The sequence below is a fragment of the Ruegeria sp. AWH4_226 genome (genome assembly GCF_056159225.1).
In genome coordinates, this window is the sequence record NZ_JBSWUU010000001.1 from 2,381,074 (window position 1) to 2,401,333 (window position 20,260).

General features: G+C 55.6%; 17 protein-coding genes and 1 pseudogene. 9 read left to right on the top strand and 9 right to left on the bottom strand.

What is annotated here, in order from left to right; translation table 11 throughout:
* Positions 1-79 precede the first annotated feature (79 nt).
* Both clpB and dgt read left to right on the top strand, forming a co-directional pair.
* Positions 80-2,698, top strand: coding sequence for an ATP-dependent chaperone ClpB (gene clpB / locus ACXAET_RS11785; protein WP_475185027.1), 2,619 nt, complete (start codon positions 80-82; stop codon positions 2,696-2,698).
* Between the two features lie 92 nt (positions 2,699-2,790).
* A complete protein-coding gene (gene dgt / locus ACXAET_RS11790; protein ID WP_475185032.1) occupies positions 2,791-4,143 on the top strand; it encodes a dGTP triphosphohydrolase in 1,353 nt (450 codons plus the stop codon).
* 285 nt (positions 4,144-4,428) lie between these two features.
* Here dgt and ACXAET_RS11795 read toward each other — a convergent pair whose 3' ends face one another.
* On the bottom strand, positions 4,429-5,337 hold the full coding sequence (locus ACXAET_RS11795) for an alpha/beta fold hydrolase (RefSeq protein WP_475185035.1): 909 nt from the start codon (positions 5,335-5,337) through the stop codon (positions 4,429-4,431).
* A gap of 247 nt (positions 5,338-5,584) precedes the next feature.
* Here ACXAET_RS11795 and ACXAET_RS11800 point away from each other — a divergent pair, with 247 nt between their 5' ends.
* From ACXAET_RS11800 to ACXAET_RS11815, 4 genes are all read left to right on the top strand, one after another.
* Positions 5,585-6,685 carry an Acg family FMN-binding oxidoreductase gene (locus ACXAET_RS11800; protein WP_475185037.1) on the top strand — a complete coding sequence of 367 codons (1,101 nt, stop codon included), beginning with the start codon at positions 5,585-5,587 and terminating at the stop codon, positions 6,683-6,685.
* Positions 6,675-7,124: a MarR family winged helix-turn-helix transcriptional regulator gene (locus tag ACXAET_RS11805; protein WP_475185041.1), complete on the top strand. Its 450-nt coding sequence runs from the start codon at positions 6,675-6,677 to the stop codon at positions 7,122-7,124. The genes ACXAET_RS11800 and ACXAET_RS11805 overlap by 11 nt, the downstream gene beginning before the upstream one ends.
* Positions 7,125-7,356: 232 nt before the next feature.
* A complete protein-coding gene (locus tag ACXAET_RS11810) occupies positions 7,357-8,448 on the top strand; it encodes an adenylate/guanylate cyclase domain-containing protein (protein ID WP_475185045.1) in 1,092 nt (363 codons plus the stop codon).
* A 51-nt stretch (positions 8,449-8,499) separates the two neighbouring features.
* The gene (locus ACXAET_RS11815; RefSeq protein WP_475185048.1) at positions 8,500-9,273 is read left to right on the top strand and encodes a tetratricopeptide repeat protein; all 774 of its coding nucleotides are present in this window, start codon (positions 8,500-8,502) and stop codon (positions 9,271-9,273) included.
* A gap of 384 nt (positions 9,274-9,657) precedes the next feature.
* Here ACXAET_RS11815 and ACXAET_RS11820 read toward each other — a convergent pair whose 3' ends face one another.
* From ACXAET_RS11820 to ACXAET_RS11835, 4 genes are all read right to left on the bottom strand, one after another.
* Positions 9,658-10,299: an NAD(P)-dependent oxidoreductase gene (locus tag ACXAET_RS11820; RefSeq protein WP_475185051.1), complete on the bottom strand. Its 642-nt coding sequence runs from the start codon at positions 10,297-10,299 to the stop codon at positions 9,658-9,660.
* 30 nt (positions 10,300-10,329) lie between these two features.
* The gene (locus tag ACXAET_RS11825) at positions 10,330-10,830 is read right to left on the bottom strand and encodes a hypothetical protein (protein WP_475185054.1); all 501 of its coding nucleotides are present in this window, start codon (positions 10,828-10,830) and stop codon (positions 10,330-10,332) included.
* Complete coding sequence (locus ACXAET_RS11830; protein WP_475185057.1) at positions 10,823-11,833, bottom strand: hypothetical protein; 1,011 nt, start codon at positions 11,831-11,833, stop codon at positions 10,823-10,825. Before ACXAET_RS11830 ends, ACXAET_RS11825 begins: the two co-directional genes overlap by 8 nt.
* Before the next feature lie 283 nt (positions 11,834-12,116).
* Positions 12,117-12,263, bottom strand: a complete 147-nt coding sequence (locus ACXAET_RS11835; RefSeq protein ID WP_475185061.1) for a hypothetical protein — start codon at positions 12,261-12,263, stop codon at positions 12,117-12,119.
* 465 nt (positions 12,264-12,728) lie between these two features.
* Between ACXAET_RS11835 and ACXAET_RS11840 the strand changes: the two genes are divergently transcribed.
* Both ACXAET_RS11840 and ACXAET_RS11845 read left to right on the top strand, forming a co-directional pair.
* Positions 12,729-13,208, top strand: coding sequence for a M78 family metallopeptidase domain-containing protein (locus tag ACXAET_RS11840; RefSeq protein WP_475185065.1), 480 nt, complete (start codon positions 12,729-12,731; stop codon positions 13,206-13,208).
* A gap of 655 nt (positions 13,209-13,863) precedes the next feature.
* Positions 13,864-14,004, top strand: a pseudogene (locus ACXAET_RS11845) (HNH endonuclease); the annotation flags it as partial.
* A gap of 18 nt (positions 14,005-14,022) precedes the next feature.
* On the opposite strand, the gene gyrB reads toward ACXAET_RS11845, so the two are convergent.
* The gene (gyrB, locus tag ACXAET_RS11850) at positions 14,023-16,440 is read right to left on the bottom strand and encodes a DNA topoisomerase (ATP-hydrolyzing) subunit B (protein ID WP_475185069.1); all 2,418 of its coding nucleotides are present in this window, start codon (positions 16,438-16,440) and stop codon (positions 14,023-14,025) included.
* A gap of 102 nt (positions 16,441-16,542) precedes the next feature.
* Complete coding sequence (locus ACXAET_RS11855) at positions 16,543-17,115, bottom strand: TetR/AcrR family transcriptional regulator (RefSeq protein ID WP_475185073.1); 573 nt, start codon at positions 17,113-17,115, stop codon at positions 16,543-16,545.
* Between the two features lie 99 nt (positions 17,116-17,214).
* Between ACXAET_RS11855 and ACXAET_RS11860 the strand changes: the two genes are divergently transcribed.
* Positions 17,215-17,781, top strand: a complete 567-nt coding sequence (locus ACXAET_RS11860; RefSeq protein ID WP_475185075.1) for a carboxymuconolactone decarboxylase family protein — start codon at positions 17,215-17,217, stop codon at positions 17,779-17,781.
* Here the strand turns inward: ACXAET_RS11860 and recF are convergent.
* Together recF and dnaN are read right to left on the bottom strand one after the other, a co-directional pair.
* Positions 17,778-18,875 (bottom strand): DNA replication/repair protein RecF, encoded by a 1,098-nt coding sequence (gene recF, locus ACXAET_RS11865; RefSeq protein WP_475185077.1) that lies wholly within the window; start codon positions 18,873-18,875, stop codon positions 17,778-17,780. The two genes, ACXAET_RS11860 and recF, sit on opposite strands and share 4 nt — an antisense overlap.
* 39 nt (positions 18,876-18,914) lie before the next feature.
* The gene (gene dnaN, locus ACXAET_RS11870; protein ID WP_068338623.1) at positions 18,915-20,036 is read right to left on the bottom strand and encodes a DNA polymerase III subunit beta; all 1,122 of its coding nucleotides are present in this window, start codon (positions 20,034-20,036) and stop codon (positions 18,915-18,917) included.
* Positions 20,037-20,260 lie beyond the last annotated feature (224 nt).

Genomic DNA, 20,260 nt, shown 5'->3' on the forward strand with positions numbered 1-20,260 from the left:
GATTGGAATTGAGGCCCAGATCGACGCGTGCCGCCAAGCGGGCGCGTCACACCTAGGGCGCTTTGAAAAGGAGAATACAATGGACTTGAACAAGTTCACCGAGCGGGCACGGGGGTTCGTGCAGGCCGCGCAAACAATTGCTTTGCGCGAGGGGCACCAGAGGCTGGAGCCCACACATATACTCAAGGCTTTGATGGATGACGATCAGGGGTTGGCAAGCAATCTGATCACACGCGCAGGCGGCGCACCCACCCGTGTGGTTGAATCATTGGACGCCGCGATGGGCAAGATTCCGAAGGTCAGCGGTGACTCCGGTCAGATCTACATGGACGGCCAGACCGCCAAGGTACTGGACGAGGCGCAGAAGATCGCCACCAAAGCAGGCGATAGCTTTGTGCCAGTCGAGCGGGTTCTGATGGCGCTGTGCATGGTAAAATCCAAAGCCAAGGAGGCGTTGGAAGCCGGTGCCGTATCCGCGCAAAAGCTGAACGAAGCGATCAACGATATCCGTAAGGGTCGCACCGCTGACAGCGCGTCTGCGGAAGAAGGCTATGATGCGCTCAAGAAATATGCGCGCGATCTGACTGAGGCTGCAGCTGAGGGCAAGATTGACCCGATCATCGGGCGGGATGAGGAAATCCGCCGCTCGATGCAGGTTTTGTCGCGCCGCACAAAGAACAACCCGGTTCTGATCGGTGAACCCGGCGTTGGTAAAACCGCAATTGCCGAGGGCATGGCCCTGCGCATCATAAACGGCGACGTGCCGGAGTCGCTGAAGGACAAGAAGCTGCTGGCGCTCGACATGGGTGCGCTGATCGCCGGTGCGAAATACCGCGGTGAGTTCGAAGAACGCCTCAAGGCCGTTCTGACAGAGGTGACCGAGGCCGCTGGTGAGATCATCCTGTTCATCGACGAGATGCACACGCTGGTCGGGGCCGGCAAATCCGACGGCGCGATGGATGCCGCCAACCTGATCAAGCCCGCGCTTGCCCGAGGTGAGCTGCATTGTATCGGCGCGACCACTTTGGATGAGTACCGCAAATACGTTGAAAAAGACGCAGCCCTTGCGCGCCGGTTCCAGCCTGTGATGGTGCAGGAGCCGACGGTCGAAGACACGATCAGCATCCTGCGCGGCATCAAGGAGAAGTATGAGCTGCACCATGGTGTGCGCATCTCGGACTCGGCGTTGGTCTCGGCGGCGACCCTGTCACATCGCTATATCACCGACCGTTTTCTGCCTGACAAAGCCATCGACCTTGTTGATGAAGCGGCGTCGCGTCTGCGGATGGAGGTGGACTCCAAACCAGAAGAACTCGATCAGTTGGATCGCCAGATCCTGCAGATGCAGATCGAGGAAGAGGCGCTGAAGCTGGAAGATGACGCGGCATCCAAGGATCGTCTGGAAACCTTGCAAAAGGATCTGGCCGATCTGCAGGAGAAATCCGCCGAGATGACTGCTCAGTGGCAGGCTGAACGCGACAAGCTTGCCGGTGCGCGGGATCTGAAAGAGCAGCTCGACAAAGCGCGGGCCGATCTGGAGATCGCCAAGCGGGAAGGCAACCTCGCCAAGGCCGGTGAGCTGTCTTATGGCGTCATCCCTGAGCTTGAGAAAAAGCTGACCGAAGCCGAAAGTCAGGAAAGCAATGCCATGATGGCCGAGGAAACCGTGCGTCCGGAACAGATCGCTTCGGTGGTCGAACGCTGGACCGGTATCCCGACCTCGAAAATGCTGGAAGGTGAGCGTGAGAAGCTGCTGCGGATGGAAGATGATCTGCATTCTCGCGTGATCGGTCAGGATGCGGCGGTAACCGCCGTGGCCAATGCGGTGCGCCGTGCGCGGGCGGGTTTGAACGACGAGAACCGCCCGTTGGGTTCGTTCCTGTTCCTCGGGCCGACTGGTGTGGGTAAAACCGAACTGACCAAGGCCGTGGCGAACTTCCTGTTCGACGACGACAACGCGATGGTTCGCATCGACATGTCCGAGTTCATGGAGAAACACGCGGTCGCCCGTCTGATCGGTGCTCCTCCGGGCTATGTTGGTTATGACGAAGGTGGTGTGCTGACCGAAGCTGTGCGGCGCAGGCCCTATCAGGTCGTGCTGTTTGACGAGGTCGAAAAGGCGCATCCGGATGTGTTCAACGTGCTGTTGCAGGTTCTGGATGATGGTGTTCTGACCGATGGTCAGGGTCGCACCGTGGATTTCAAGCAGACGCTGATCATCCTGACGTCGAATCTCGGCTCTCAGGCGCTCAGCCAGTTGCCCGAAGGTGCGGACAGTGCGCAGGCGCGGCGGGATGTGATGGACGCGGTCCGGGCACATTTCCGGCCCGAATTCCTGAACCGTCTGGACGAGACCATCATCTTTGACCGGCTCAAGCGGGCCGATATGGATGGCATCGTCGATATTCAGATGGCGCGTCTGCAAAAGCGTCTGGCGGCCCGCAAGATCGAACTGGCCCTGGATGATAGCGCAAAGGAATGGTTGGCGAACGAAGGCTATGATCCGGTCTTCGGCGCGCGTCCGTTAAAACGTGTAATCCAACGCGCCTTGCAGAACCCGCTGGCCGAGGCGCTGCTGGCTGGCGAGATCAAGGATGGTGAGACCGTCCCGGTCAGTGCCGGGGCTGACGGTTTGATCATCGGCGACCGTTTGGGTACGTCAGAACGCCCGCGACCGGATGATGCTGTGGTGCATTGAGCAGTACAGCAATGAACGTGAAGCCCGCCCTTTCCCAGGGCGGGTTTTTCTGTCACGAACCCTCTGAAATTGTTGGAAAGGAAGTCTTCTGCATGGTGAAAATGAATTGGGCGCAGTTGTTGAATACGGATACCTACGACAACAAACAAGAACACGCCGAGCGCCCATCATATGTCATTGCCGCAGACAGGATCACCTTTTCGGCCCCGTTTCGCCGATTGGCGAACAAGACGCAGGTCCATCCGCTCTATGACAATGACCATCTGCGCCATCGCCTGATCCATTCCGAAGAAGTGGCAAGTGTTGGCCGGTCCATTGGGATGCAGATTGGGGTTTGGCTGGCCGAAGAAAGGCTTATCCCGCCTGAGGATGCTCATAAAGTGGCTGGCGTCGTACAGGCGGCCTGTCTTGCGCATGATGTCGGCAACCCGCCCTTCGGGCACTCCGGCGAAGAAGCCATTGGCAAGTGGTGCTCTGAAAAACTGAGGGGAGGCGCATCAGCCTTTCAGGGTATATCGGGTGATCGCTGGCCGGAGTTCGAGAAATTCGAAGGCAACGCGCAGGGTTTCCGCATCCTGACGCGGCTGGAGATGTACCGGAATGAAGGCGGCATGTGCATGCCCAATGCCGTTTTGGGTGCGTTCATGAAATACCCGATGGGGGCAGAGACATCCAAGCGCCTCAAGCAGAGCAAGGCCAAAAATGATCTGTATGTAGGGGCTAAGAAGTTCGGCTTCTTTGAATCTGAACGAGGTTATTTCGAAGCGGCCGCCCATGCCATGCACTTGATTGAGGCAAGAGGGCCAGACAATCAGAAATGGTGGCGTCGGCATCCTTTAGTATATCTCGTCGAGGCAGCGGATGATATTTGCTACAATATTGTTGACCTGGAAGACGGCTACACGGCGGGTGATCTACCCCTTGAGAAGGTTGAAGACCTTTTGTCTGCCGTAGCCATTCCAACGAAACGAAATCAGGATGGATACACTGATTTTGAACGGATCAGTTATTTACGTGCCCGTGCTATTGGCGGAGCGATAGCGGCTTGCGTCCAGGCCTTCAAAGACAACCATGATGAAATTCTGGCAGGCGAATTTTCAGACTCGTTGATTGATGTCTCAAGCAAGGCCAAAGATTTTTCCGCAATTAAGAACCTGGCGCAACAGCAACTCTTCACCGCTCCGCGCAAAACCCGGCTTGAGGTCAAAGGGCGCAACGTGATCCGAAAGGTGCTGGATGGTCTATGCCCTGTTTACGAGGCGCTAGCGGTGAACAATTGGGATGAGAACGCGTTGCCCGACTATGAAAAACAGCTCGTCAACGCGGTGCAGCTTGATCTGCGTGACGTCACCGATGCCTACACCGCGTTGCATTCCCTGACAGATTTCGTTTCAGGTATGACTGACAGATATGCCGTGCAGATTTCGGATATGCTGTCCGGTTGAGGCACTGCGCAGCGTTGGTCCGAAAGGACAAGGAGCCAAGTGCAGCAGGCTTACCAAGCTGGATGCGATACGCGACAAGAACGAGCCCCTGCTAAACCCGTTCATTCCCAGCAATCAATTCAGTTCCGCATGGGGCACGGGCTCGGACCGGCAGCCTGCCAAAGGTTTTTGCGGCTGGACAGCCCCTGGTGTGGCGCCGCTCCCTTGCATCTTGCTTGGAAAAAAATGGGAGAAAGGGTCATAACTGGCATGGAGTGTCCTGCAATCTGATGTCAACACGCGAACCTATTCGCGCGACTCTAGCCAATCAAGCAATAGTGGATTGATTACCTCCGGCGCTTCCTGATGCGCAAAATGTCCAGCATTATTTATACGTTCAATACGAAGTCCTTCAGGAAAATCCTCTTCCAGCATTGCGTGGTCGTATAGTCGGGTATGAATACAGCCGTCATTGGAACCGGTTATCGCAAGTGTCCGTACAGGAACTGTGGTCAGGGTGCCGGTCCGGGTTTTCTGCAAACCAAGCAGCTTTGGTGGGGTAGCGTTTTGTCGATAGTACGCAAGCATTGATGTCTTGACACCCTGCTGTTCGAATGTCGCGCGCAAACTGCTCCATTCTTCATCGGGTAAGGTGAAATCGGGCGACCAACTGCGCCATAGCCTTTTAACAAAAGCCCAGCCATTTCGCGCAACCATGTATTCGGACACACCCCGTATCTGGAAAACGTTCATATACCAAGACATCAATAGCTGGCGCGGAACGCGCGGAACCGCCCGACCAAAACGGGCTGCGTTTGGCACGGCGATCGTCGTAAGGGACGCAAACCTCTCTGGTGCCAGTGCGCCAACCACATAAGCGATCACGGCACCCCAATCATGCCCAACAAAATGTACAGTTTGCTCTTCCAACTGGTCCACCCAAGCGACAACATCTTGGCCGAGCGTGTAAAGATCAAAATCCCGATCAGCAGGGACAGAGCTTGCTTCATAGCCGCGCAGTGTAGGGCTTATGACCCGGTATCCGGCTTCGGCGAGCGCAGGCCACTGAAACCGAAACGACCGCGCATTGTCCGGAAATCCATGCAGACACATCACCAACGGACCGTCAGGGTTTTCAACCCAGCCGTAAGTGATGGCACTGAATGCCAATGCGTCTCGCTTGAGCGTTATCCGACCTTGGCTGAAATTATCCACAGATCTCCCCCTCTCGTCGTCACAAACCCATGGGAGTCTGTTTGTGGTTCAAGTGCCGCGCCATAGCGCAAACTTGTTATTGGTTGCACCGTCTTCACCATTGAACAGAAACTGTTAACCGACATCTAAAGCCCGGCAAAACTTTTTTACCCGTTGATTTCGTCAAGTCAGGGTCAACGTCAATATAGGGTTGCATTAATACGATTTCGTATTATTTAGTACGATATCGTACTAGAGGAGATGCGAGATGCCAAATAGAAGACGTTTTCTCAAGATTCTTGGCGGTGGGACAGTTGTTGCAGCGGTGGGCGTTGTCGGATTCCTGAACACGCGCACACCGCATAAGGCACTGGCTCCGTGGGAACCGACACCTTATGATGACCCCCGCAAAGCGGCCCTGTCATACGCTATTCTCGCCCCCAATGCACACAACCTGCAACCTTGGCTGATCGAGTTGGTCGGAACAGACACAGTTCGTATCCATCGTGACAAAGATCGAGAGCTTCCAGAAACCGACCCTTTCAACCGTCAACTCTATATTGGCCTCGGTGCGTTTGTTGAAACAATGATTTTAGCAGCCGGTGCCAAGGGAGTTCATGCTGAAGTAACACTCCTACCGGAGGGACCTGGCGGGCCCGTCGCCGAGGCAGTGTTTTCACCCGGTGGGACACCTGACAAGTTATCGGACCAGATTCTCAACCGGCATTCGAACAAAGAACCTTACAGTGAGCAGCGTCTCTCCGGTCCTGAAATGACCGAACTTAGCAATTACGCCAATCTGGTCACTGATGACGATTTGGTGGCCCGTATTCGTGAAATCACAAAACGCGCATTTGAAATCGAAATGCGAACACCGCAAACGCTCAGGGAATCCGTCGACTTAATGCGTATTGGTAAGGCAGAAATAAACGCCAACCCGGACGGAATTGAATTACGTGATCCCCTACTGGAAACCCTGAGACTTGCGGGTCTTTTGGATAGTGAAACTCTGATGAATGTGGATCACCCCGGCACGCAAGCACATATGCGGGCTTACTTTGAGATGTTGGATGCGACGCCGCAATACGCGGTCATCACGACGGCCACCAATACACGAAAGGATCAGCTTGATGCCGGACGTCAATTGATGCGGTTTTACCTGAAGACAACTGAAATGGGCCTCGGCGTTCATCCGGTCAGTCAGGCGCTTCAGGAATATCCGGAAATGGCCGAGGAATATGCTTTGACCCATGAGCTTCTTGCTTCACCGGGTCACACAGTGCAAATGTTGCTGCGCTTGGGGTATGGACCCGAGCCAATTGCCACACCCCGCTGGCCGCTGGAGACACGAATTCTGAATGAAGCCTGAAAATGAGACCAACGAAGTCTACCGGTTTTTCACCGAGGTCGGGATTATCAATCAGTTGATCTCGACCAAGTTGGAATCATTTTTGCCGGGTCGGATGACCGCCACTCAATTCGGCATACTTGGCCATCTTGCCCGTCGTCCCGCGGGCGAAACACCGCTGCAACTCGCCAACGCCTTTCAGGTTCCCAAAACGTCAATGACCCACATGCTTGCGAGCTTGGAAAATCATGGGCTGATCACCCTTGAAACCAATCTCGAAGACAAGCGTTCAAAAATAGCCCGATCCACGAGCAAGGGTCAGGATTTTTTGGACACTTGCATGAAACAAGTGTCGGACGCTCTCCGCCCCGTCATATCCGATCTCGGACGCGGCCCATTTGCCAGTTCACTCAACGATCTGGCCCGCATACGAGAAGCCTTGGACAGTGAACGCGACTAAGTCGTGTCTGAGGTGTTTTCACTAAGCAGTCTCAAGTATGTTCGCTTGGCACCTGCACCCGGTCGTTGATTCAAGAACGAGTGGCGACCAAAGGCCAAGCGCGCCCGTATGTGCCGATGTTCCAACGAGCAAAGCCTTTCGTTCGCGACCATGGCACCCCCAACAAATTGCCTGCCAGATCAGGATTCGGCGTTTCTTGGAGTAACGAAGCCTTCTGGCGTAGACTTTAGCAATGGAACGTAGACTTGCCGCGATTTTGGCCGCTGATGTAGTGGGCTACTCCCGCTTGATGGGCGCAGACGAGATCGGCGTTTTGAACGCACTCAAAGCATTCCGGTCAGAGCTGTTCGATCCGCAAGTCGAGAAACATCACGGGCGCATCGTCAAACTCATGGGGGACGGAACACTCGTGGAGTTTGCCTCGGTTGTTGATGCAGTGAACTGCGCGACTGAAATCCAAACGCAGCTGGCGAAACGGAATGATCACCTTCCGCCTGAAGAGCGGCTTGAGCTTCGGATTGGAATAAACCTTGGCGACGTTATGATCGACGGCGACGATCTATATGGCGACGGTGTCAATGTCGCGGCGCGGCTTGAACAGTTGGCAGAGCCTGGTCGCATTTGCGTGTCTGAAGTTGTTGCAACTCAGGCGACCGGCAAAGCGAATGCCGGCTTCGAGTATCTTGGTGAAGTCCGCTTGAAGAACATTTCAGAACCGGTACGGATCTATCAAGTGAATCCTCAGAGCCGAGAGATTAGCCGCCGGAGCTGGATCAGGAGCCAGGGCCTAAAAACGCTAGCAGGCGGAGTGTTTTTGATAATTGCGGTAGTTGTGGTCTGGCAAGCCTTACATCGCCCAGGGGCCGATGATGCAGTTCCTTTTGACACGTCCACGGCTGTGACACGGCCGACCGGCCCGACGATAGCAGTTTTGGCGTTCGAGAACCTGAGTGGAGACCCGTCGAAGGATTACTTGTCCGACGGCATAAGCGAGGATGTGATCATCGAACTCGGGCGTTATCGCGAGCTTAACGTCTTGTCCCGGCACACCACCTTCTCGTACCGCGGGCAGCACCAGGATGTCCGCAGAATCGGTGAATCCTTGGGTGCCGATTTCGTGCTTGAAGGGACTGTGCGGCAAGCGGGTGATCGCCTGCGGGTAACGGCACGCCTGATTGACACCCAAAGCAGAGCGCAGGTTTGGTCTGAGGCGTTCGATGAGAAACTCACGACTGCCAATCTTTTCGATGTGCAATCCCGGATCACCGAGCGCGTTGCAGTTGCGATTGGCGACACGCGCGGTGCCATCAGACGAACAGACTAATGGCGGGCAAGAGCGAAACCACCGGAACGTCTGTCGTCATATGAATGCACCATGTTCTATGACGACTTGTACGACAGGCCGGATGTGCAGAAGCGGGTCCGCAGTTGCATTGAAAGGGTCATCAAAGAAGAGCCAGATTATTGGCGCGGTTGGGCACAGCTGGCAGAGGCGTTGCGGATAGATCTGAGCTTTTTCGGGAATCGCTATGCCGGCACGTACGAGGAAAAACTCACCCGAGCCTTGGCTGCCGCCAACGAAGCCAAGGCATTGAACCCAAACTCAGCCCGCGTCCGACTTGTTCTGGGTATTCTTCTGCTCATGAATGGAGATCGCGACGGTTTTTTTGCCGAGGCTGAAGATGCTCTCGCAGTCGGTGGCGACCGCAGCGTGGAAGCAGAATTTGGCTATTGGCTGATCTGGGCGGGGCGTTTTGACCTGGGTGCGGCGCTCCTTCGGCGGGCTATCGACCTCGACCCAGGATCGACAATCAAGGACTGGCATCAAGCCCTGTCAGAGTACCATTTTCACAAGGGTGAATACGAACTTGCACTTGCCGAAGCGCAAAAAGGCGTGCTTCTGGACTATTGGTGGTCGATGATCCCCGAAGTAGCAGCTCTCGCTAAGCTCGGACGCGCCGACGAACTTCAGCGCGCCCGAAGACGGCTGGAAGCCACCCGTCCCGGCGTCAAAATCGCTGATATTGTGTGGGTGTATCGGCGTTATCAACGTCCTGACGTTCTCATTGCGCCCTACGTTGATGCCTTCCGGGAAGCAGGATTACCAGACGGCACTTACCGAGCACTGGACATGAATGACCGAGGCTGATTAGACAGTCTTTTGGCTTGCTATAGCGGATATTCAACAGCGTTACTCCGGTGACCGTTTGTTCGGGTATGTCGAAAGCTGAAAGGCACAGATGTGAATGCCTTACAGGCAATCAGCTTTGAATTTCATATTCAGTTGAAGGCAACACCGCCAATGGTTTGGGGCCACTGATGCAAACCTTTAGGCTCAGGACTTCGGTAAGACGCCATCAGCCCATGTCGGACATGTCCATGCTGATGCTGCTGCGCCGAATGCGGCGACGGCGTCACCGTGCATGTTTTACAGGACCTTTCTACAGTGAGCTAAACCGAAGCCCTGTGCCGTCGAATTCTTGCATGGCTTCCTTGCCGAATTTCGCCCATGGTAGCGACTCTGCCCAATGGATCAGCGCGCAAGTACGACATCTTTTTGAATGTGCAATCCCTGCTCCACAGCGTCCACGAGATAAGAAGCAACCTCGGCTCGAGCGACAAGCCCATTTCGCCATTTATCTGGGTTCTCGAGCACGCGAACCTTGCCAGTGGCCGGCCGATTGATAAGTATCACCGGACGGACGATAGTCCAATCGACATCACTTTCGACGATCATCGCTTCTTGCCTCGTCTTATCCGCGTATACGCGCCCCAGAAGCGCTCCGTGACCAAGCCGCTCCAATGAACTCATCGCAGATTGACTGCGGCCAGCGCCAAAGCCTGTCACAACGAGCAAGCGAGACACATCGGTTTTTTGCAGCTCATCCAGCAATATCCGCGTGCTGCGTGAGAAGAGCGTTTCATGTTCCCATAGCATCGCCAGCCGTTCCCGGATGCCAAGCGCTACGACGACAGCGCCAACGTCACTTAAGGCCAAAGCGATATCCTCCGCCTTTAAGGCGTCACCGGCCATGCGATCCAGTAGAGGATGTTCCGCAAGGCTGTCGGCAGATCTGGCAAACGCCCTCACAGAATGGCCGCGGCTAAGGGCGGTCTCCATGCAAAGCTTGCCAATACCTGAGGTCGCCCCAATCACAAGAAGCGGTTTGTCCATGATGTTCTCCAGTGCTTTGCGAAGGATTGTTCAACCGGCGAAACTGTTGACGCTGCTTTGCAGTAGGATTGTCCGAGCTTTTATTTGCACGCCATCAACGGCATAGAAGGAGTGATCGTTGCTGTTCAGGGCGACAATGATTTCGTGCTGGCCCGGGGGAAGGGCAGGAAGATGGTAGTGGGTGCTGTAAAGGCGCGCCACTTTCTGCCCGTTAACATAAAGATGCGCATGGCCCGTATTCGGAACATTCTCGCCGTTGACCGCCGCAGGGGTGAACGCGAAGTTCTCGACAGTGAGAGTGATGTTCCAGCCCCCTAATGGGTCTTCTTCCACCGTCATCGTAATTTCTGGCACCTTGTCGCCAGAGACTTCGAGGGACTGGTGCATGTGATCGTGCATTGTCGTCGCTTGAACGCTGGGTGAATCGGTGAATGGTACGTCCCGAAACAAGGGGGCCATCAAGACACCGAACAGCATCGAGCCGATGCTGAGGTAGATCAGGTACGGTAGCTTTAGCGAAAAGTTAGACATCGGCAGGAATGCTCACAATTTTTGTCGAGGAGTTGACGCGCTTTCTGGGCAAGAAGTTCGTGATTTTGAGCCGCTGACCGGACCCAAGCAGCAGCAGGATAAGTGCTACGCCAATCACCGGCATGTGACCGATGAACTCAACCATCGCAGCCTCGTTCTCGCCCTCGATGAGGAACAGAATGTTGGACGCAAACAACACGACCGAAAACGCCAAAATATTGAGGCGGGTGGTCGTCCCAAGTACGAGGATGACGCCGAATACGACTTCGATGACACCTGCAGACAAAGCGAAAAGACGGTCAGTAAACCAGTCGAAGCCGAGCGTCTGCATGAAGTTCCATTGATATTGAGCAAGGAAACTCTCGGCCATCATCGCGCCGAACAGCTTCTCGGAGAAGCCGAGTGTAATGAGAGAAATGCCTGTCAGGATCCTCAGAAGGTCGACCGAGTAGGGTTTGAAACGCTCGCGCAATTCTTGCGTAGGGAGATTGTTGATTAAAAGAAATACCGCAATCGCAACCATGATCAGGTACTCGAATGCTGCAAGAACTCCGAATTTTATTGCCAGACCAAGGTGTAGAAGGATCATCAGGATGGCTGCGTGGCGCACGAAACGGTTCGAAATCAGCAATATTCCGATGCCAGCTTGCGCAAAAAGCAAGACCATTCCAAAGGTGCCGAACGCAATAAGATGCGGCGCGACAATCGCCCCTTCATACGCGGTAAGCAGCATCGACATGCCGGTGAAGACACGAAGAAGTTCGATGAAGTCATGTCTCGTCTTGCTGCCGACGACTCGGACGTTGGGAAGGCGCGCATCCAGAAACACAGATGTACCGATCAGAAGCAGTGCAATGGCGATCCAGATTAGGACCTCAATGTCAGTGATGCGATAGGGATCAAAAGCCTCTACCGTGGCCGATTGGTCCACGAACCAGCGCACATGCGCCGCGGCACTGGACGCCATACAAAGACCAACCGCGCCCAGCAGCAAGAAGAACATGCACCTGCGCAAAGATCGATTGGCGAGAACTTGATACATATGTTTGCTAACCCTTCTTGCTGCAAGCTGAGGACTCCCCCTGGTGTTTGTTCCTCTGGAACTTGAAGAGACCGGTGTCTTGGTTTTTCAAAACAGTTCAAAATCTGATGAAACACAGTGGCTACTTATAAAACCGGGCTCACGCGAACAGTGAACGCTGCCAAGACCACCGCTGCAGCGGCGATGACAAACGCCTTACGCTGAGACCTTTACGCAGTTTACCTGTGCCTTGGTCTGCTTCCCTTTAGAACCAATGGGATCGGCGACGCTGGTTGCGTTTCACACGTACGGGCATCGCGTCGCGTTGGCGCTTTGCGCGTCTGTCGTGATGCAGGGTTGCCAGTACAACAGTGATAACTGCACCAGCTAAGATCATTGACATTTCATTCATGAGTTCGCGTCCTTGGTCCATCAGGTGTTTGTTGATCGTTTTGTCTCAGTTGGGCGAAGCCAGCCCTGGCGGGCTTTGTTTTCACGAAACGCTCGCCGAAGCTCGCCGCGGCTCTTTCGAGTTCCGAGTTTCTGTCCGATCTCGATTCCCTGGCGGCTACAATGTGCCAGACAACCTCTCTTATTGAGTCACCCTGAACTGTCTCAGCGGCGATGACGTCAGGCACGCCGATGTCTGTTCGGGCACTGTCTGCCTTTTGACTGGTTGCCTTTAAGACAAAACTGCTGCGTAGTGCGTGTGCGGTTTGGTTGCGTCTTAACATCTTGCAGGTCGACTTAGTTCAAAGGCAGCCTTTTTCTACCCATTCCCGCCATGGTGACGGTCAACGCGATGCTGCTGCACATACAGTAGCCCGTCCGCAAGCACGCGGTTACAGCGCATGATTGGTGGCAACGGTTCGGCCGGGTGCCGAAGAAGGGCGCACGACCGCTCCTGGTTCCACGAATAAAAGGGCCGGTCGAATTCGTATTCAACGCGCAGGATATCGAAGGCAAGCAACTGCCGGTCGATACGTTCCTCTTCCTCACCTATGGTAATCTAAGCGACATCCGCTTCGCAGAGTTAGTGCGCGCCGTCTGGAAGGAATTGATTGATCTCGTCCAGCTGGACGCCGAAGATGGTCAGGCAGGCTGGATCCGGCTGTTGGGCCGCTCGAGGAGCGATAAGGGAAAGAACTTTTACCAGTTAGCCTACAACCGAAACCATCCAACACCGACGTGTCTTGTGACGGTCGCCCACGAGGTGGCGCATCTTTTTCTCGGCCACCTTGGTGCGGACAACGGGCGCCGCGTTCCGAACCGGAGCGACACACCGCACGAGTTGAAGGGGATTCAGGCCAAATTGGCAGCCTATTTGGTGGTGATGCGAAACGGGCTCAAGCCATAGAGCGAGAGCTACCTGTCAAATTACAAAGGGGCATTCGAAGATCCGAACCTCTGCGCGGTGACGCGAACGGCAAATGCCGTAGAAACCGCGATAGGCCTATCTGCCCGGAAGCTACGGATCGAGAATAGAGAGCTCAAAGTTGATTGATGTTCTCAACAATATCAAATCTTTTCTCTTTTTTGATGCGCCACTGGCAATTAGAAATACAAGGCCTTGTTTAATTTAAGTAAAGCAGAGTTTCGTTTTTTACTCCGAGTGTGACAAGCCGCCTGGAAGAACGGTTTCAGTAAGAAGCTCGGCCTTAAAATTGTTGGGCGATATTTGGTTCCACGACAGCCAAGGGAGCCGTCTTTGTAGCAGCCGAGAATGAACTAGGCCCATGTTTTGTTGCCATGGACCACGCTGACGTCGCGGCAGAGTTACCTCTACCGAAATCCGAAGTTAACCCTCGAGGCATAGCCGCCTACAGCGCCTCTCAGGTGTCAGAGCTGTATCCGGCGCCGGAACGCATCGATGAGCTGTCAGTGCGCTTTTCAGACGGCCCTCTGGAGGAGCTTCAGGCGCAACCGATGGTTTGCCGGAAAAAACCGAAGCAGAGCGATTGGTCAAGCAGCGCATTGGTCAGGATGTTCTTAGAAATCGTTTGATCTCTTATTTGCAGGATCGCTGCCCGATTTCGGACATTTCTGACACTGAACTCCTTAGAGCCTCACACATTAAGCCGTGGAAAGACCGCGAAACTGATGCTGAGCGGTTGGACGTCCACAACGGAATTTTGCTGTCAGCATTATGGGACGCAGCATTCGACACAGATTCAGAAGTCCAAGTTCTCAACGCTCAGCGCGTTTTGTTGGATGAACTCCCGGCGCGGTTCGACCACATCGCCCATCAGCTTGGTGAACAGGTCATCCGCCTCGACCATGTCATTCACGCGCACTTGCAATAGAGTGCGCGCGTCCGGGTCGAGCGTGGTTTCCCAAAGCTGGTCGGGATTCATCTCACCCAAACCCTTGTAGCGTTGCAGTGAAAGGCCCTTTTCGCCTTCTTCCAGGATTGCGCGCAGCAGGTCCAGCGGACCGTGGATGACCTGAGACCGGTCGCGGCGCACCAAGGTTGCAGGGGTATTGTAGACCTCTTGCAAGTTTTGCGTGAAACTGCCGGTTTTACGCGCCTCACCCGAGCGCAGCATCGGGCCGTCCAGCGTACGAACTTCTTCAACGCCGCGGAGGATACGCGCCAGTCGGATACCGTGATCCTGAGTGATACGCCCTTGCCAGCCGCGCTCATATTCCAGCGCAATCAGATCCAGACGGGCGGCAACCTTATCGGCCACGCCCTGCAGGTCAGCATCCACCGCGCCCGGCACAAAGGCTCCGGCAACGGCGGCCTGTTCCAGAATGTGACGGGGGTAGTGGGTCGGGAACGCGTCCAGCACACGTTTCAGCTGGCGTGCTTCGTCGACCACGCGGGTCAGGTCCTGCCCGATGATCTCTTCGCCCGAGCCGAGTTTCAGCACTGCACCCTCGACGCCCTGATTGATGAGGTAGTCATCCAGTGCCGCTTGATCCTTAAGGTAAACCTCTGACTTTCCGCGCGAAACCTTGTAGAGCGGCGGCTGAGCAATATAGAGGTACCCGCCCTCAATCAGCTCCGGCATCTGCCGGTAGAAGAAGGTCAGCAGCAGCGTCCGGATATGCGCTCCATCCACATCCGCATCGGTCATGATGACAATCTTGTGGTAGCGCAGCTTTTCGATGTTGAACTCATCGCGGCCAATGCCTGTGCCCAACGCCATCACGAGGTTGCCGATTTCCTGCGACGACAACATCCGGTCAAAGCGTGCGCGCTCGACATTCAGGATTTTCCCGCGCAGCGGCAAAACGGCCTGAGTCAGACGATCCCGCCCTGTCTGCGCTGAGCCACCGGCCGAGTCCCCCTCGACGAGAAAAACTTCGGTCTTGGACGGATCTTTCTCTGAGCAATCTTTCAACTTACCCGCCAGATAGTTCACATCCATCGCCGTTTTGCGGCGGGTCAGTTCGCGGGCCTTTCGTGCAGCCTCACGTGCCAGCGCGGCCTCGATGATCTTGCCGACAATGACCTTGGCCTCGTTGGGGTTTTCTTCAAACCATTCGGCCAGTTTTTCGTTCATCAATCCTTCGACCGCAGGGCGGACTTCGGACGAAACCAGCTTGTCCTTCGTTTGTGACGAAAACTTCGGGTCGGGTACTTTGACCGACAACACACAGGTCAGACCTTCGCGCGCATCATCACCAGTGAAGCTGACCTTTTCCTTTTTCGCGATCCCGCTGGACTGCGCGTAGTTGTTGATCGTCCGTGTCAGCGCGCCACGGAATCCAGCCACATGCGTACCACCGTCACGCTGCGGGATATTGTTTGTGAAGGGCAGAACCGTTTCATGATAGCTGTCGTTCCACCACATGGCGATTTCAACCCCGATATCGTCCCGCTCACCCTGGATATAGATCGGCTCGGGCATTGCAGCAGTTTTGGATCGGTCGAGATACTTCACAAACTCCTTGACGCCGCCCTCATAAAACAGCTCGGTCTCCAGCCGTTCCGCCGGGCGTTCGTCGATCAGGATTATGCGGACGCCTGAATTCAGAAAAGCCAGCTCACGCAGGCGCTTTTCCAGCGTTTCAAACGAATACTCAAGGTTCGAGAACGTGTTGGTCGAGGCCAAAAAGCGCACCTCGGTCCCCGTGCGGTCGCCGCATTCACCCACGACCTTCAGATGCTCTGCCGTTTCGCCACCTTCAAAACGCGCGACATGTTCCTTGCCGTTGCGCCAGATGCGCAGCTCAAGCCAGTCGGACAGCGCGTTCACCACCGATACACCCACACCGTGCAAGCCGCCCGATACCTTGTACGAGTTGCTGTCGAATTTACCGCCCGCGTGCAATTGGGTCATGATGACCTCGGCGGCCGAGACCCCTTCTTCGGGGTGAATATCAACTGGAATTCCGCGCCCGTTATCGCTGACCGAAACGCTGGAATCGGCATGAATTTTTACGGTCACATGGTCGGCGTGACCGGCCAGAGCCTCGTCAATTCCGTTGTCGACGACCTCGTACACCATGTGGTGCAGGCCCGACCCGTCATCGGTGTCGCCGATATACATACCGGGGCGCTTGCGGACCGCCTCTAAGCCTTTGAGAACTTTGATAGAATCTGCGCCGTATTCTTGTGGTGCCTGTGCGTCTTCGGACATGCCGTTAGTACCTATATTATTTTGGTAACTTATACGTTTTCTGGTGGGGATTGTCACGCGCTCCCCCAATATTTTGTGGTCTGGATTGGTGACCCTTGCGGATCATAGCCGGTCAAGGTCATCCGCAATATCAACGGCGATTTCTGACGCGTTCACATCATCACGCTCGGCAGACAATCGCAGGCCCAAAAGGTCGGATTGGTATCGGGCTGCAAGGCGATCTGGGTCATGTTCCGGGCTGATTTCTCCGGCCGCTTGCGCGCTGCGAAACAGGTCCGCAAAACAAGACTTCATTTCGACCATGTGCGCGCGCGCTAGGTCTGCCAGATCGTGATTTCTGGCCTGTAACTCGGCATAGGTCTTGGACAGCATGCAGGCTTTGGTCGGCAGGCCCGACGCCTCAACCACCAAACGCGGCTGCGCTTTGAGCGCCCCCAAAGGGCCAAGCTCCTGCGACAAGGCCTTCATGTTCGCAACCCCATCCTGCGCGTAGCGTTTCAAGGCCAACGCATAAAGCGCATCCTTCGATCCGAAGGCGGCATAAATGCTACCTGGATTCAGCTTCAGCTCACGCTCCAGGTCTTTCAACGATGTACCCGCCCAGCCATGACGCCAGAAAATGTCACGGGCTTTGGCGATCAGCGCGTCTCGGTCATAGGTCGGTTTGCGAGGCATCGTCTATTACAATTCTTGAACGTTTGCTCAAATATATACTTGAGTGATCGCTCAAGAAACCCTATTTATGCGCCATACGCCAAAAAAAGGAGTTCCGACATGGCTGATTTCCCCTCGCATGACCTCGAAACCGCCCCGGAAGGGTCCAAACCTTTACTGGAAAAGTCCCAAGCCGCTTTTGGCCGCCTTCCCGGCCTGCACAAAGTGATGGCCGAAAGCCCCCAGCATCTGGAAGGCTACCAGGTGCTGCACCACCTGTTCCTGCAAACGGATTTCGACAACGATGAAAAAACCGTTGTCTGGCAGACCATCAACGTCGAGAACGAATGCCACTACTGCGTGCCCGCGCACACGGGCATCGCCAAAATGATGAAGATCTCGGACGACATCACCGAAGCGCTGCGCAACGAAACCCCGCTGCCAACAGCCAAGCTTGAGGCGCTGCGCACCTTCACCCTGCAAGTGATGGACTCCCGCGGCAACCCCAGCGAAGAACAGCTGCAAGCATTCTTTGACGCCGGTTACTCGCACCGCGCGGTTCTGGACGTGGTTCTGGGTCTGGCGCAGAAAACCATGTCGAACTACGTCAACCACATGGCAAAAACACCGGTTGACGAAGTCATGCGCGGCTTCCTGTGGGAACGTAAAGTCAACGAACCTGCCTAAGCGGTCACGACCGAGCCGCCTGTGCCTTCGGTCACAACCAGCGATTGGGCCCTGTCGCCCAATTCCGCGAACAGTTCAGGCCCGGTGCCCGTCATCCAGGCCTGAGCACCCAGCGCGCAGATCTCATCATATAGCGCCGCCCGCCGCCCCGCATCCAGATGGGCAGCGACTTCGTCCAACAAAACGATCGGGGGCGACCCAACCATTCCGGCCAGCGCCCGCGCATTAGACAGGATCAGTGAAACAAGCAGCGCCTTTTGCTCTCCGGTCGAGCAATCCTTGGCGGGCACACCTTTGGCCGCAAACACCCCGTACAGGTCGGACCGATGTGGCCCGACCAGCGTGCGACCCACTGCCAAATCGCGAAATCTGCTTTCGTTCAGCGCCTCGCGCAAGTCGTCAGCGCTCTCTGGCATCGCACCCTCTGTCTGCACCAATTCCAAATCCGCCGAAGGGAATGCAGTCTCAGCCTGTTCCTGAGCCGTGCGCAGATGATCCAGCGCCGCCATACGGGCGGTGTGAATCCGGTGTCCTGTCTCGGCCATCTGGCCTTCCAACGCCGCGTACCAATGGGCGTCGCGTACCTGCTCTTTCAGCAAACGGTTGCGTTCCCGCATGGCTTTTTCATACGTCAAAGACGCCTCGGCATGCGCGGGATCAAAACTCAACGCCATGCGATCCAGAAACCGACGCCGCCCTTCGGCCCCTTCGATCCACAACCGATCCATTGAGGGGATAAGCCAGACAATTCGGGCCAGTTTCCCCAGATCGATCTGACTTGAAGTCTTGCCATCAATCCGAACCTGTCGGGCGGCTCCACCCTCGGACCAGGTTTCGACCTCGTAGCTCCGCCCTTGCACTTGCAGCAGCCCGGTTAGTTTCCACCCCAGCGCTTCGGGCCTGCGCGTCATCTCAGCCGCGCTTGCCCGCCGCATGCCGCGACCGGGTGAAAACAGCGACACCGCTTCAAGAATATTTGTCTTTCCGGCTCCGTTCGGTCCATGAATCGCAACGGGGCGCCCATCCAGAGACAATCGCGCCAGCTTATGCGACCGAAAATGCGAGACCGTAAGTTCGGTCAGGGCCAAAGTCATGACCCCTCCCCTTCATTAAAGACCACTCCGAAGGGTCAATCAGACGCGCATCGGCATGACAACGTAGACCGCGCTTTGATCATTGCCTTCACGCATCAGTGTTGGATCGCCCGCTGAGTTAAACAGGAACACCGCGTTCTCACGGTCAACCTGCGATGCGATTTCAAGCAGGTATTTCGCGTTAAACCCGATTTCCAACCGCTCATCGCCGTAAGCTACAGCCAGTTCTTCCTCGGCCGCACCGCTGTCGGGGGCGTTGACCGACAACACCAGTTTGTCTGCATCCAATTGTAGCTTTACAGCGCGGGACCGCTCGGACGAAACAGTCGCGACGCGATCCACCGCTTGGGCGAATTCGGCGGCATCCACCTCTAACTGACGCGTGTTCCCCTGTGGAATCACGCGGGTATAGTCCGGGAATGTTCCGTCGATCACTTTCGAGGTCAGGGTAATATCGGGCGTTGCAAACCGTACCTTTGTTTCGCTGACCGAAACGGCGATATCCATTTCATCATCGTCCAACAGCTTGCGCAGCTCGCCCACTGTTTTACGGGGCACGATCACACCGGGCATACCCGCCGCGCCATCGGGCAGATCCGCGTCAATGCGAGCAAGCCGGTGGCCGTCAGTGGCCACGCATCGCAGCACTTTGCCACCATCCGACCCGTCAGCCACATGCATATAAACGCCATTCAGATAATACCGGGTCTCTTCGGTCGAGATAGCAAATTTCGATTTGTCGAACAGACGACGCAGCAAAGCTGCCGGTGCGGTAAAGTTCGATTGGTATTCCGAGGACGCCATCACCGGGAAATCTTCTTTCGGCAGCGTCGCCAGCGAGAAGTTTGATCGCCCCGCCTCAACCGTCAGACGTCCTGCGGCGCTGTCGGCTGTCAGCGTGACCAGCGCCCCATCGGGAAGTTTGCGCACAATTTCGTGCAGGGTTGTCGCGGCCACAGTTGTCGCACCGGCCTTTTCAACCTGTGCCGGGGCCTTGTCGACCACTTCGATATCCAAGTCGGTGGCACGGAACTGGACTTGGTCGCCTTCCGCCTCAATCAACACATTGGCAAGGATCGGAATGGTGTTGCGACGTTCCACAACGGATTGGGCCTGCGAAACGGCCTTGAGAAGGGTGCCGCGTTCGATGCTGATCTTCATACCCTCAATTCCTCTGACTTGCGTGCCGAAACAGGCGGGACTGGCACGTTAGCGGTTCCGCCCTGAGGCACAAGGATTTTTTACGGTTTTCTGGGTCGGAACATCCAAAGCGTCAAGAGGCGCGTTGCCCTGCGGGCACAGTTCCTTGGCAACCGTGGATAAAAGCGCACAAGAAAACACCCCGGGCACAAGGGTCCGGGGCGCTTCTCAAGCGGTTAGAAAAA